Origin of the sequence: Roseibium sp. HPY-6 (assembly GCF_040530035.1) — a bacterium.
GTDB lineage: Bacteria > Pseudomonadota > Alphaproteobacteria > Rhizobiales > Stappiaceae > Roseibium.
In genome coordinates this window covers 1,261,278-1,274,960 of the sequence record NZ_JBEWCD010000001.1, presented here as the reverse complement: position 1 = coordinate 1,274,960, position 13,683 = coordinate 1,261,278, and the positions used below count along the sequence as shown (strand labels likewise).

The 13,683-nt window shown below is 56.4% G+C and carries 14 protein-coding genes; 9 read left to right on the top strand and 5 right to left on the bottom strand.

The genetic code is table 11. The annotated features are described in order from the left end of the window. Nucleotides 1-30: 30 nt before the first annotated feature. The 5 genes from ABVF61_RS06065 to ABVF61_RS06045 all read left to right on the top strand — a co-directional run bounded on the left by ABVF61_RS06065 (nucleotide 31) and on the right by ABVF61_RS06045 (nucleotide 4,216). Complete coding sequence (locus ABVF61_RS06065) at nucleotides 31-837, top strand: SDR family NAD(P)-dependent oxidoreductase (protein WP_353992624.1); 807 nt, start codon at nucleotides 31-33, stop codon at nucleotides 835-837. A gap of 179 nt (nucleotides 838-1,016) precedes the next feature. Beyond that, entirely contained in the window at nucleotides 1,017-1,823 is an 807-nt protein-coding gene (locus ABVF61_RS06060) for an outer membrane protein (protein WP_353992623.1), read from the top strand. A 95-nt stretch (nucleotides 1,824-1,918) separates the two neighbouring features. Then, entirely contained in the window at nucleotides 1,919-2,215 is a 297-nt protein-coding gene (locus ABVF61_RS06055) for an ArsR/SmtB family transcription factor (RefSeq protein ID WP_353992622.1), read from the top strand. Between the two features lie 26 nt (nucleotides 2,216-2,241). Beyond that, nucleotides 2,242-3,357 (top strand): permease, encoded by a 1,116-nt coding sequence (locus tag ABVF61_RS06050; protein WP_353992621.1) that lies wholly within the window; start codon nucleotides 2,242-2,244, stop codon nucleotides 3,355-3,357. Between the two features lie 10 nt (nucleotides 3,358-3,367). Then, nucleotides 3,368-4,216, top strand: a complete 849-nt coding sequence (locus ABVF61_RS06045) for a transglutaminase-like domain-containing protein (protein ID WP_353992620.1) — start codon at nucleotides 3,368-3,370, stop codon at nucleotides 4,214-4,216. 9 nt (nucleotides 4,217-4,225) lie between these two features. Here ABVF61_RS06045 and ABVF61_RS06040 read toward each other — a convergent pair whose 3' ends face one another. Then, nucleotides 4,226-4,915: a dimethylsulfonioproprionate lyase family protein gene (locus tag ABVF61_RS06040; protein ID WP_353992619.1), complete on the bottom strand. Its 690-nt coding sequence runs from the start codon at nucleotides 4,913-4,915 to the stop codon at nucleotides 4,226-4,228. Between the two features lie 216 nt (nucleotides 4,916-5,131). Next, the gene (locus tag ABVF61_RS06035; protein WP_502949931.1) at nucleotides 5,132-6,190 is read right to left on the bottom strand and encodes a D-TA family PLP-dependent enzyme; all 1,059 of its coding nucleotides are present in this window, start codon (nucleotides 6,188-6,190) and stop codon (nucleotides 5,132-5,134) included. Nucleotides 6,191-6,607: 417 nt separating this feature from the next. Here ABVF61_RS06035 and ABVF61_RS06030 point away from each other — a divergent pair, with 417 nt between their 5' ends. The 4 genes from ABVF61_RS06030 to ABVF61_RS06015 all read left to right on the top strand — a co-directional run bounded on the left by ABVF61_RS06030 (nucleotide 6,608) and on the right by ABVF61_RS06015 (nucleotide 11,046). Then, nucleotides 6,608-7,705, top strand: coding sequence for an NAD(P)/FAD-dependent oxidoreductase (locus ABVF61_RS06030; protein WP_353992618.1), 1,098 nt, complete (start codon nucleotides 6,608-6,610; stop codon nucleotides 7,703-7,705). Between the two features lie 224 nt (nucleotides 7,706-7,929). Continuing rightward, entirely contained in the window at nucleotides 7,930-9,099 is a 1,170-nt protein-coding gene (locus tag ABVF61_RS06025) for a helix-turn-helix transcriptional regulator (RefSeq protein ID WP_353992617.1), read from the top strand. 214 nt (nucleotides 9,100-9,313) lie between these two features. Then, on the top strand, nucleotides 9,314-10,300 hold the full coding sequence (locus tag ABVF61_RS06020) for an N-acetylmuramoyl-L-alanine amidase (RefSeq protein WP_353992616.1): 987 nt from the start codon (nucleotides 9,314-9,316) through the stop codon (nucleotides 10,298-10,300). Between the two features lie 44 nt (nucleotides 10,301-10,344). Further along, nucleotides 10,345-11,046 carry an alpha/beta fold hydrolase gene (locus tag ABVF61_RS06015; RefSeq protein ID WP_353992615.1) on the top strand — a complete coding sequence of 234 codons (702 nt, stop codon included), beginning with the start codon at nucleotides 10,345-10,347 and terminating at the stop codon, nucleotides 11,044-11,046. A gap of 194 nt (nucleotides 11,047-11,240) precedes the next feature. Here the strand turns inward: ABVF61_RS06015 and ABVF61_RS06010 are convergent, their stop codons facing one another. The 3 genes from ABVF61_RS06010 to ABVF61_RS06000 all read right to left on the bottom strand — a co-directional run bounded on the left by ABVF61_RS06010 (nucleotide 11,241) and on the right by ABVF61_RS06000 (nucleotide 13,577). Beyond that, the gene (locus ABVF61_RS06010; RefSeq protein WP_353992614.1) at nucleotides 11,241-12,287 is read right to left on the bottom strand and encodes an adenylate/guanylate cyclase domain-containing protein; all 1,047 of its coding nucleotides are present in this window, start codon (nucleotides 12,285-12,287) and stop codon (nucleotides 11,241-11,243) included. After that, nucleotides 12,284-12,664 carry a group I truncated hemoglobin gene (locus ABVF61_RS06005; RefSeq protein ID WP_353992613.1) on the bottom strand — a complete coding sequence of 127 codons (381 nt, stop codon included), beginning with the start codon at nucleotides 12,662-12,664 and terminating at the stop codon, nucleotides 12,284-12,286. Before ABVF61_RS06005 ends, ABVF61_RS06010 begins: the two co-directional genes overlap by 4 nt. Before the next feature lie 79 nt (nucleotides 12,665-12,743). Continuing rightward, nucleotides 12,744-13,577, bottom strand: a complete 834-nt coding sequence (locus ABVF61_RS06000) for a class I SAM-dependent methyltransferase (protein WP_353992612.1) — start codon at nucleotides 13,575-13,577, stop codon at nucleotides 12,744-12,746. Nucleotides 13,578-13,683: the final 106 nt, after the last annotated feature.

Below are 13,683 nucleotides of genomic sequence, written 5' to 3'. Positions count from 1 at the left end.
TCACGCAATGAACGGCACGGGAAAAGTCAAATGAGCATGACCATTTTGGTGACAGGATCGACAGACGGAATCGGTCTTGAAACAGCGAAAGCCTTGCGGGAAAAGGGACACACCGTGCTGCTACACGGGCGGAACCTGCAAAAGCTCGAAGCCGCAAAAGCCGACCTTCTGAAGATCCCGTCAAGCGCAGACGTTGAGGCATTCCAATCCGACTTTTCAAAGCTCGCCGAAGTTACCCGCATGGCGGCGGAGATCCGGAAACGTCATGAAAGGATCGACGTCCTGATCAACAATGCCGGCATCTTTCGCACACCGGTCGAGCTTACGGACGACGGACTGGACATTCGCTTCGTTGTCAATCTTCTGGCGCCCTATCTGCTGACACGGGAATTGTTGCCGCTCATGGACGGTAGCAGCCGTGTGGTCAATCTGTCGTCAGCCGCCCAAGCCCCGGTCAGCCTGGATGCACTTGAGGGACAGGTGCGTCTTTCGCCGATGGATGCTTATGCTCAAAGCAAGTTGGCGCTGACCATGTGGACGCGTTTCCTGGCCGGTGTCCTGGGCGCGGAAGGACCTGTCGTCGTCGCGGTCAATCCGGGGTCCTTGCTGGCAAGCAAGATGGTAAAGGAGGGGTTTGGTGTTTCGGGAAAAGATCTGGGTATCGGCGTCGATATTCTCCTGCGTGCAGCTCTTTCGGATATGTTCGCGAATGCAACCGGCAAGTATTTCGACAATGATGGCGGGAGATTTTCAGACCCGCACCCGGACGGATTGAGTGACACCAAAACTGCGAAGCTGATGAAAGCGGTCGAGGGACTGGTTTCAAAAGCCGGTTGAGCGCACGGCGCCGCAGGGCAAATGGACAAGGCTCTCCGCAGAACAAGCAAGGCAAGTGTGGCAAAAGTGTATCAGTTCACCTTTGCAATGCTGCGTTTTGCTGTTTGTAACTGTTTTGTTGTCATATGGTGCCGTAGGCATAAGGTCGTGTAGACAACTGGTCGGTACTGGAGAATGGCATGAAATCGTTTCTGGTCGGAGCGTTGTGTTCCTTCCTTTTCGCCACCAGTGCCTTGTCGGCCGACCTCTATACTACCCAACCGATCGAGCCAGCGCCTTCTCAGATTGTCGAGAAACGCTGGAAGTTTATCGTTGCGCCCTATCTCATTGCGCCGACGATCCAGGGTCACACTGAAATCGGCCGTCTTCCAGCAACCGAGTTGGACGTATCCCCCAGCAACATTTTCAAGAACCTGAAATTTGGCGGAATGGGCCACTTCGAGGTTCTTTATGATGATCGCTTCGGGGCCGTTTTCGATATTGCCTATATGGATCTTGGCGACGACAGAACCTTTCCCGCCGTAGGTGGATCGGTGAACGCCGGTTTCAAACAGCTGATCAGCGAATTGTTCTTTGGCTACCGGTTCTATCGTTCAGAGCGCGCATGGGCAGAAGCCTATGCAGGTGCGCGCGTTTGGTACAACCAGATCGATGTCTCCGCATCGGTGCCCGGCAACAGTTTTTCGACGACGCTGGATGAAGCCTGGGCTGACCCGGTCATCGGCCTGAGGGGGCAGGTGTTCCTGAACGACAAGTGGTCCCTTTATGGTACGGGCAACATCGGCGGGTTCAACTTTGGTTTCGCCTCCGACTTTACCTGGGGTGCTCAGGGCGGCGTTGGCTACCACTTCAACGACAGCGTGGCCCTGCAGCTTCACTACAAGGCAACAGCGGTTGATTTTGACAACGACAAGTCCGGCATCCGGAACTTCCAGTATGACACTATCACCCATGGGCCTCTGGTCGGCCTGGTCTTCAATTTCTGAATAAACAGCAGATGCAGCGGCATGGAGCCGATCGGTCTTGACAGCTTAAAAGAAACTATATAACTAGAAATATAGTTATATTGGATGGATCGAGAATGGTTCTGGAAGAAGCTGCTCAAGGGTTTGCCGCGCTGGGTTCCGAGGCCCGGTTGCAAGTTGTGCTCACATTGGTGAAAGCCGGACATAAGGGTCTGACGGTTGGAGACATCCAATCCCGCACCGGCATGGCTGCGTCGACACTCGCACATCACTTGAAGTTTCTGTCTTCCGCCGGCCTTGTCATTCAGGAAAAGGACGGGCGCTCGGTGATCAACCGTGCCGCGTTCGATCACCTGGAAGGCCTGGCCGGATACATCCTCAAGGAATGCTGTGTGGACGAGGGCGGCTGCTAGGCCTGTCCCATCAAGGATGGATGCACATGTCAGACACGATTGAACGCATTGAACTTGAACAGGACGGAGGTGCTGCGAGCTGCTGCGCACCAAAAACCGCATGCTGCGACGCACCGGACCCCAGGTGGACCTGGAGGGCCTTCCCGGGCAAAGACTACATCTTGTCAACCTGGGCCATCGTCCTTGGTGGACCCCTGATTGTGCTCCTGTTCGATCAGGTCCAATTCGTTCCTTTTGTAAGCTTTGCGGTCAAGGCTTTCCTGGGCACCTTGCCTTACATCGCCTTCGCCGTTGCCCTGATTGCCTGGCTTAAGGCGGCGGGTGCGGAGGCCTATGTCGGGCGCGCGTTCGAAGGACGCGAAACACAGGCCATCTTCCTGGCGGCGCTGTTCGGTGGTCTGGCACCTTTTTGCTCCTGCGAGGTCATCCCGTTCATTGCCGGGCTGCTGGCCGTTGGCGCACCGCTTTCGGCAATCATGGCTTTCTGGCTGTCGTCCCCACTGATTGATCCGCCGACACTGCTCATAACCGCCGGTGCCTTGGGGTGGTCTTTTGCGATCGGTAAGGCCGTGTTTGCCGTCGCGTTGGGTCTGTTTGGCGGCTTCCTTGTCTCCCTGCTGCGCAAAACCGGCACATTTTCCAATCCTGTCAAGATCGGGTCGTCGGCCAGTGGATGCGGTTGCGGTGCTTCCCCACAAACGGGCCGGCCTGTCTGGAAATTCTGGAGCGAGGCAGAGCGCAAAGAGAAGTTCCGCGCAGAGCTAAAGGCAAATGCGTTCTTCCTGGTGAAGTGGCTTGCTCTGGCTTATGTGCTGGAAGCGGCGCTTGTGACTTATGTGCCGGCCAGCCTCATCGCCGGTGTTGTCGGCGGTGAGGGAATCGGGTCAATCACGATCTCCGCACTTGTCGGCATGCCGGCCTATCTCAACAGCTACGTCGCGCCGCCGCTCCTGGCAGGCCTGATGGACCAGGGCATGAGTGCCGGTGCTGCCATGGCCTTCATGATTGCCGGCGCAGTGAGCTCCATACCAGCTATGGCAGCAGTCTGGTCGCTGGTAAAACCTCAGGTTTTCGCAACCTATCTCGGCCTTGGTTTCGTGGGCGCGGTACTCTCCGGCCTCATCTTTCAGATTGTCATTTAAGGATTGTGGCATGCACACAGATGTCTCAATAAGGGTCGAACCCCATCAGGACGCGACGCGAAAACTGCTTGTTCCTGTCGGGCTGCCAACGCCGCATGAAATGCCGGTTCATTTCAACGTCACCGGCGGCGCTTTTGCCCTCACCGGTGAAAGCACAACCGGTCAGCTCGTTGCCGTGGTAACACCGGAAACTGGACAACCGGTCGAGGTATCTTACTCCTTCCTGGAAGGCGGGCCGGGTTACCCGGACGCTCTTTTCGAGCCGCACAGGAACAAGTTTACACTGGCAGCTGAGCAGCTTGTCTTCGACGCGATCAACATTGCCGAAACACAGCCGGACGGTCATGCGGCAATCCAGGCGCTGGTCAATGCCGCCGCTGAAAAATTCCGGTATGGCCATCCTGAACGACGCTTCAACGATGGCTGCGAAGAAGTCCCTTACCTTGCATGCGGGCTGACAGAAGGCTCGTGCGTCGACATCAATACCTATCTGATCGCGTCACTGCGCGCGGCCGGATATGAGGCAGGTTACATTACCGGATACTTCTTCCCTGAAGAAAAGAACGGGTGCTGCGAAGATGCCCATTGCTGGGTGGTCACACGCCATAATGGCGTTGTTCTGGAATGGGATATCGCCCATCATCTGAAAATGGGCACACGGGACGTTTGCTGCGGCCTCAATCCAAAACCTGGTGACCGTGTTGCGGTTGCCCATTCCATGGGGCTCACCTTTCCCGAAATTGGTGTGTGCTGCGAGAAACTGATCAGCGAACCTGCCTGGATCTCCGCCGAGGGGCGATTGGAGAAATCGGAGGTCACGATCGAGCGCCAGTTTCGTAAGTCCGCTGCGGCTGCCTGATCCGTGTGTTCAGCTGCGTTTGCGGCTGAACACCATCTTCTGGCTTGCGAGCTTGTCCTGTGGACCGGTCCAGGCATAGGCGAGAAGCGCAGGTTCCAGTTTGGACACCGTGATCCTGTGTGTGTGTTCCGGCGGATTGAAAATCATCGACCCAGGTGCATAGACGCCCTGGTGATTTTCAGAGACCGCCCCAGACAGGCAGATGTAGCTTTCCGAAATGCCGCTATGGGCATGTGACGGATAAATGCAGCCCGGGGCAAACAGGACCAGGCCCAAAATAACTTCCGTTGTCAGCACCGGCCCATTCGGGCCGCAGAATTCTGCATAGGCATAGCTTTTGCCAAGGCCTCTTGGCACTTTCTCATAACCGTATTGCCAGGTCAGCTGAGTTTGCACGCTTTCGATGGCACGTATGAGAGGGGCCGTTCGTTCCAGGCGGCCTTCATCCAATGCCCGTTTCAAGTGCGCCGTGACCGGTTTTTGGGCGGGAACACCAAAATCGATAACCGCTTTGGATTTGTTGACGCGGCCGATCGCTTCCCTGACCGCACGCTGGTGCGCGCGTATCTTGTCGCTGCCGCCCGAAGACAGGAAACGGTAGGCTTCGTACAACTCCCTCAGCAAATAGCCCCAGTCCGGATAGTCGGACAGGAATTGCGGTGAAGAAACGGTCTCATCGTCCTTTTGGTTGTCCAACACACCAAGCCCTCGCTCATTGAATACCGCTCCGGATGCGCTTATCCGGCCGTTGCGTCTTCAAGCAGGTTTTGCGCCAAAAATGAAGTCGCCCCGATGGTGGCAAATTGAAGCGTGGGAAAGCGGAGGCGAGGTTCGCGTCCAGTGGTTCAGATTCCTTGCCGCATTGCCACGTTTGTTGAGCAACAAGCTTGCCGGAAATAGCCGAGAACCGTTGTGCTACCAGACCTGACCGCGTGCCGCGACAGGTACAGGTCCGATGATTTCATTTCCGCGGACGCATTCGACCTGATCCAGCATGTTGGCCACGACGCAGGCGTGGTTAGGGACGATCCGCAGCCGGTCTCCAACGGCAAGACTGATCGGACCGTCAGAAACAAGCCGTCCGTGTTCTTCACTGAGTTGGTCGATGGAGAGATCGTTACGGCCGAGCACATGACCGTGACCGTGGAGACCGAAAAGATCGCTCGTCAGGACCTTCGAGCCGGCATCGATGATTGCGTGGGTTGCGGACGGTACGGAGACGACGGTCGCAAGAACGGTCAATGCGCACTCCTGCCAGGTGCAGTTTCCACGCGAAACCAGTGAACGGTCGTTATAGACATAGGTGCCGATCCGGTGTTCGGTGACCGGTTTTGCCAGATGTGCCTGCCACATGTCCTGGGAGCCACCAGACGAAACCTTCCGGACCTCCAGACCCTCAGCTTCGATCATCTCCTTGGCTTCGGCCAACCAGTCTGCCGCTTCAGCGAAACCTCCAAAGGCGGGAAAAGTCATCAGCCCGGCAAAATTCAGACCAGGCAAATCAGAGATCCGCTTTGCGAGATCGGCAGCATCGGCCGGGGCCGCGACGCCGCAGCGATCTGCCCCCGTGTTGCACTCGACCAGAACTTCCAGTGGTTCGGAAGCACCCATGAAGGCCTTGCTTAGTCCTTCAGCAACGAAGCTGCTGTCGGCGACAACTGAAAGCCGGACCTTTTCGGAAAGGGCGCGCAGGCGTGCAGTCTTTGCGTCTCCCAAAATGTTGTAGGTAATCAGAACATCGTCGATGCCACCTTCCGCAATCATGGCTTCGGCTTCGCTGATTTTCTGGCAGGTAATGCCGACAGCGCCTTGCGCTATCTGGTACTTTGCCAGCGCGGGGAGTTTATGTGTCTTTACATGCGGGCGCAGCTTCAGACCGTGCGTGTCGCAATAGGCCTGGTACTTGTGGATATTGGCCTCGGCAACATCCAGATCGATCAGAACGGAAGGCGTGTCGAGTGTCGAAAAAATCATGCCGGTGCCTCGGTGTGGAAACGTCAGACGTCAGGTGCAAGGTGTGAGGATAAAGGCCACGAAGACGCTTTGAAAGGCCGGTCTGGAGCGACTTTGTCTGCAAGTGTAGAGATGTCCGATCGATTTGTTCATTCGCGCCAGCGGATCGCCAGTCGTACGTGAGAATACAGTCGAGCTTGTTTTTGAACTGATTCCGCTCTTTCGCATACTGCATTCATTTTACATGCTTTTTTGAATGTGCGCTGGCCGTGGTTCGCATGTGAGCCGTGCCGCCCTTCATGCAGTTTGTGAGCGCCTTAAAGCCAGATGTGAGTATCGGCAAACGCGTATGGCGGGCATTCGCATCTGGTGTCAGATAGCGACTTGCACACTCCGATACTCCGGTTAATCTGCCTGAAAACATGGCAGGATTTTTTCATGACAATAATCGTCGTTGGCGCTGGTATCTCCGGTCTGTCCACTGCGTGGTGGCTCACAAAACAAGGCGTCCCGGTCACGCTGTTTGAACAAGGTCCGATCCCCAATCCCCTGTCTGCCTCGGGCGATCAGCATCGCATCATTCGCCGCGCCTATGGTGGGAAAGGGGGCTATCAGCGGCGGATCGGCGACGCCTATGCGGCCTGGGACGAAATGTGGGTCGACATCGGCAAAAAGCATCTTGTCGATACAGGCTTCATGATCTTGTCCCAGACGGAAGACGACGGCGGCGAAACGTACCGGCGCGGGCTGATCGAGGGTGGCTATCCGTTTGACGAAATGACCTCGCTGGAGACTGCCGACCGCTTTCCTTTCATCGATCCGGCGACCATTCGCTATGGGCTGGTGAGCGAGGAAGGCGGTGTGCTGCTGTGCCAGAAGATAGCGGCGGACCTGCGGAATTGGCTGCGCGACAACGGTGCGGACGTACGAGAAAACTCAGAGGTTACGGCAGTCGACCCCTCTTCAGGGACAGTCACGCTTGCCGACGGTACCACGCAGTGCGCGGATCATCTGATCGTCACAGCCGGTGCCTGGACGCTTGGGCTCTTTCCCAAACTTGGCGTCAGCCTCACACCCTATCGCACTGCCGTTGTCTATCTCACGCCCCCTGAAGACCTTCGCGAAGCCTGGGAACGGGCACCTGCCATTCTTGATCCGGGCGGCCCGATCGACGGCTATGTTCTTCCGCCAGTGGCGGGCACCGGACTGAAGTTCGGGGCCGGAATTCACAAGTACCGGGCTGGTCCGAACCAGGACAGGACGCCAAAGGATGGCGAGGGCGTGACCCTGCGCAATCACTTCTCGCGGCCTTTTTCCAGGATTGAGGAGTACCACGTCGACGACGTTGTGACCTGCGCCTATACGTTCACATCCGACGAACATTTCTTTGCGGTCACCGAGGACAAGGCAACCATCGTCTCGGCATGCTCCGGGCATGGTTACAAGTTTGGCGCGGTGGTCGGTCAAAAGCTCGCCGAAGGCGTTTTGTCAAAAGACATGGCGACGGCACGGACCTGGCTGGAGGCCAGGGACTGAATTTTGCGGGTCTAAGGTGGCAATCGCAGCGCTACATGGATGTTAGGTAGCGTTGGCTTAATTTGTCGCGCATGTCGGCTTTCGCCCACGATCGTGTCTGCTCGATCACACCATCACAAATCGCTGCAAGGCGGTGTCCCCTTGGCGTGAATGTCCAGACACGGCTTGGCAGCCTGCGATCATTGACTCTAAAGTACAAAAATAAAACGACGGGTTGGTGAAACATGTCCGAGGACGCAAGGGAAGCGGTTCTGCAAATCTACGATGCGGTTGCAGATCCCTCGCTTTGGCCGGACGTCTTGCAGCGCGTTGCCGAACAGGTCAACGCCGTCGGTTGCATCATGTTCGAATGGCAAACGGCCCCTGCCGCGCGCAAGCTGGCCGTTTCTGTCGCATCCAGTTACTACGACCCCGCACAAATCGACGTCTACATCGATCGTTTTTTCGAAGAGGAAGCGCGGGATCAGGATATCTTCGAAGCGCATTCCCTGCTGCTTGACCGGATTGATCTTGTCCAGGACGACGTGCTTGCGCCGTCACTTGAGGCCTTGAAGGAACGCCCCAATGTGCAGACGCTTCAAAAGCTCGGCATCCTGCATCGCGCAGCCGGTCTTCTCAATAAGGACAATTCAGCGCGATCCCGCTTCTCCGTTCAGTTGGGTGCGGATCGGGGCCGTTTGACAGAAGCGGAGCAAAATCATCTGGGCCTCATTCTGCCGCATGTCGCCAAGGCTTATGATCTCGGCGGGCCTGCCAAACAGCTCGCCGACGAACACTACGGAATGCTGGCTGCCATGGATCGCCTGTCCATTGGTGTTTGCATTCTCGATTCCAACGGAAGCGTCGTGATCAAGAACGAGGAGTTTCGAAGGCAACTTGCCGAATACCGCGTCTTTCGTGTCGATGCTGCGGGTAAGCTCATCTTGTCCAAAGCTGCTGATCAGAAACGCTTTGAGACTCTCAAGGCGGACGCCATGAACCACGGGAAGTTTGGTGCGAGGCCTCGCAAGGAAGCGCTTTCAGCGGATGAAGATGTTTTTCTCTGCATGGAAGTCGCACCTCTTCACAAGTCGCAGGAAATCGGCTCCAAAGCCTTTGACGGGTGTATTGTCTACAGTTCCGATACCAGTCTTCCCTTCGCTTGCCAGACGCTGCCGATAAAGACCGCCTACAAGCTGACCGATGCCGAGATGTCGCTGGTCGATGCGATTGCCGAGGGGCTGACCAACACCCAAATTGCCGAGCAAAGGGGCCGTGCGGTGCCGACGATCAATGCACAGGTCAAATCCATCCTGTCCAAGACACAATGCGCCACGCGCACGCAATTTGTCCGCCTGATGATGAGTTTCGGTACGGATTTTCTAGCGGCGAACAGGAAAAGTTCCTCGCTATAGACCATTTGGACGATGAAGATTGCTGATTGTGCGGCAAACTACATTTGCCGCCGAGGTTGCAACGATCCATTTTCTTTTTCAATTGGTTGGTTTGATCTCAATACCGGTTTGAAATTGTTACTTGCTTGCATGAATTTCTATCGGATGCTGTCGCAGCCTCGGTGGTGCACTTTTAAGTGGTACATCAGTTTTAGCGTGAGAACGGAGAAATCCGATGCAGCAGAAATATGGATTTACTAAATTTTCGCCGAATGAATTTTCGACCTGGATCGCAAAGCAATCGATCAGTCGCGCCTGTGTTCGCGTCCAGCAACACCACACTTGGAAGCCGCGTTACTCGGGGTTTAAAGGCAGTAATCACTTTGAGATGCAAAGGAGCATGAAGCGATATCACATCAACAACAACGGGTGGAGCGATATTGGTCAGCACTTCTCGATCTTTCCCGATGGCGCAATCGTTACGGGGCGTCCATTGAACCGATCGCCTGCCTGTATCTACAATGCGAACAGCCGGGCCATCTGTATCGAATCCGTGGGCAATTTCGATGCCGGCGGCGATACCATGAAGCCTGCACAAGCGGACGCGATATTCAGCGCAACCGCAGCTCTACTGAAGAAAATCGGCCTCTCCAAACCAAGCAGAACCAATGTGGTCTACCATCACTGGTATGACGGCAACGGCGGCCTGGTTTACACGAACAGTGGACAAAAAAGCTGTCCCGGCACAGCGTTCTTTGGCGGGAACCAGCTCTCGGATTTCGAGGCCAACTTCCTGCCGAGGCTTCAGGCAATAATGGGCGCAGGAGGCGGCACCCAGCCCGTGGGTTTGCTCGAATGGGTCGGTGTCACGTCGGATAGCCTCAACATTCGAAAAGGGCCGGGCAGCAATTTTGCCATGATCAGCGAGCAGGGGCCCCTCGACCACGGTGCGGTCGTTCGGGTCTATGAGCAATCGGCAAACGGCTGGCTGCGTATTTCGCAATCCAAGCAGTTCTGGATCTACGGCCGCTACACCGATCCGGTCGTTTCCGCCACCGTCAATACGGCGGATACCAATGCCCGCCTTGGACCCGGCATGACGTTCGATGTCGAGCGGGTATTTCAGGACGGCGACCGCGTCTTCATTTTCGGAAGCAACGGTGAATGGAAGAAGATTGAAGATGACCTGTGGGTGCACGAGAGCCTTCTGGACGTCGCATGAGCCGTTTTTTCAAATAGTCGCTTTACAGTTTGGGAGGGTCAAACATGACCAGGATTATTTTTGTACATGGCATGAACGCAACGTCCGAAAGCTGGAACACAATTCCGGAGAAGTTCAACCAGGCCGGCTTTGACGCGGTTTCGGTCGACCTGCCGGGTCACGACAGGGACCTGCCACTCACGGTTCTGCTCTTGGGGAGTAAGGGCACATACTCCTCGGGATTGACGATGAACGACTATGTCGAGGCGGTTGTCGCCAAATTTCCTGCTGAAGACGAGAGGAATGTTGTTCTGGTCGGGCATTCGATGGGCGGGGCGGTCATTTCCCAGGTAGCCCAACAACATCCGGGCCGCATCAAGCAACTGATCTACGTTGCGGCAATGCTTCCAGACACCGGGGATTCACCTGCAAAGATCATAAATGCGATCAAGGATATGGACGTTCCGGTTACAAAAACCCTGGGTGATTATCTGCCTCACCTGCTGAAGTTACGTTTTGTTTATCAGCCCGAGGAACCCTTGGGGGCAACGTTCAGCCGTACGCCGGGTTTTGATGCCATTCCGCGCGGATATGTCCTGTGTGAGGAGGATGATGTCATCCCCGCACAACTACAGGAAACAATGCTTGAGGCTTATGGCAGTGCGAGCGCGAAATCTGATGTTGTCCGGCTGCGACGCAGCCATCTGCCGCAATATGACAGGCCTGATGAGCTCTTTGAAAAAATGAAGGCCATGCTGTCTGTATGACAGGGCATCTGGTTTGATCTGACAATGCTGACCGCTCACGCGAAAACGCCTCAACGCGGAAGGTGAGCGGTCATCTGGTTCTGGCGAAGTGCTCTCATATTCTCTCCCCTTGCCGAATAGATCCTGGCGGCCATTGCAATGGGACTTGCCGCTAACACCCGCAAGCGGTTGATCCGAAATACCGGCTGTCTCTTTCACGCCGCGAGATCGACAAGGCCGCGCGCCTGAAGCTTGACGATGGACGTTGATCCGAAGCCACGGATATCGACGGTTCCGGCATCGACCGGCACCAGGCCTTCCAGGCCGTCTTCGCCAAACTCGGACGTTGCCGTCACCTCCATCGGATTGGACAGCGACTGCAGCCTGGATGCAAGGTTCACCGCGGGACCGAAGACGTCATAGACATATTTCTGGACACCGACGACCGATCCGACGACAGAGCCGGAGGCGATGCCGATCCTTGCCTGCCACTTGTGGGGATGGCTTTCGTTGCGCCGTTCCAGATAGCGGATCATCTTCGATGCACATTGCGCCACTGCGCCGGCATGATCCGGGTTGGGGGTCGGCAACCCGGCGACAGCAAGATACGCATCGCCGATCGTCTTTATCCGCTCGCAGCCATGCATTTCGGCGATCCGGTCAAAGGCCGTGAAGATATCATTCAGTTCGGTAACGGTGACTGTCGGGTCGGCAGCTGCGGCCATCTGCGTAAAGCCGACGAAATCGAGCATCAAAACTGAGACCGGCTCATAGAGCTTTGGGGTCACTGTTCCAAAGGCGGTGTATTCTTCATAAACCGAGCGTGGCATGACGTTGAGAAGCAGTTTTTCGACGCGGTTCTTTTCAAGCTCCAGTTCGCGCGCCTTCTTCTCCGCAATGCGGGCATAGCTGTCGATCATCGCCTCCGTCTCACGCAGACGCGAGATGTTCTGGCACTCAACGAGCAGTATTTTTCGCCCGTCGCTCTCCGCGTGCCGAATGACCGTTTCAATGGTCAAAAGCCGCCGCTTGCGCTTGACCGCGACATCGAGCCTGATCGCCTCCTCAACGGCCAGCTTTTCGTGCAATTCGGTGCGCGTCACACTGCCGAGCGCCTGATCAAGCGGTGCGCCGTCTTCAACACCAAACCAGGCGGCAAATGCCGGATTGCGGTAGCCGATCGTGAGGCTTTCCGGGTCGGCGAGTGCGACCCCAACCCCGATGTTGGACAGCATCCGCATGCTTATCGCGTCGATATTCATGCGGCCCGGCTCCTCTTGATGATCACCGATCTTCTGGCTTCCACAGCGGCGACTGCCGCCAGCCGGTCCTGCTTGTCGAAGCCGGCATCGGCCAGGGTTTCGTTCAACAGGATTGCGATTTCGTCGAAATGATAGTGATCGACCTCCAGATGCGCGTGCGCGGTCGCAAGGCGTGCGTCTGAGATTTCCACGGGACCGCCGAGCAGTCCGGCGATCATCTTGGTCTGATGATCAACGAGGCGGGCCATGTTCACATCTTCAAAGAAATGGCCGACGATATCGCTGTCGAGCGCGCGTTCGTAAAAATCCGTCACAACCTGACGGACGCCGGGAAAGCCACCGTATTTTTCGTAAAGCGTTTGCGTTTTTCCGGACATCGTTTGCTCCCTTCATTCGGATTGCCGTTGAAACGTCGATGAGACGCGCAGGCTAGAGAGCGCCTGCGCATCCTCATCATCAGCGTTTGTGGATCACGATTTCCGCGTATTCCGCTGGAACGATCATTGCCCGTTCGCCGCCAATCGATGCTGTTTCAGCCAGTTTGACCAGATCGTCTTCAAGGGCCGCTGCACCGGTTTCGCCAACGGCCTGGAAGGCCTTGTTCATCGGACCATAGATCTCGCGCCAGCTTTCGACCCAGGCGCGGGCGGACCGGTAGCGGAAGACAAAGGTTTTCAGCGTGACGGACATGTCCGCGGCATCTGCACCGAACAGCTCCTGAAGGCGTGATTCCGATGACCATTCCAACGGCGAACGTACACCTGCAGGAGGCGGAACGTGACTAGCGATTGTCTTGAAAACCTGTCCGATGAAGCCGGCCGGTGTCCAGTTTGCCATGCCGATCCGACCGCCTGGTCGGCAGACCCTCAGCATCGACTTCGCAGCGGCATCCTGATCCGCAGTGAACATCACGCCGAATGTGGATGTGACCACATCGAACGATGCGTCCTCGAACGGAAGGTCTTCAGCATCGGCCTCGCGGAACGCGACCGGCAGGCCTTCCGCCTTTGCCCGTTCCATCCCGGCGCGCAGCCACGCATCGACATAGTCAGTCGAAACGACATCACAGAAGCGGCGCGCAGCTGCCAGCGTTGCATTGCCGTTGCCGGCGGCAACATCCAGTACGCGTTCGCCGGGGGCAAGGTCGAGCGATTCGGCAAGTGTCTCGCCGACGATCTGCAAGGTCGTTCCGACTGCCGGGTAGTCGCCTGTCGACCAGATACCTTGTTGACGCTGTTTGACGGCGGCAAGATCCGGTCCGGAAAAAGCAGGTTGGTTGAGTGCGTTCATCTATGTGCTCCTTTCGGGTTTGCGTTGATGGAGCATTGATCGCATCGCTTCCAGGCTTGTGCTTGAAGATTGCCTGAGGGCTGTGTGGGGATTGTCTGAGGAAAGG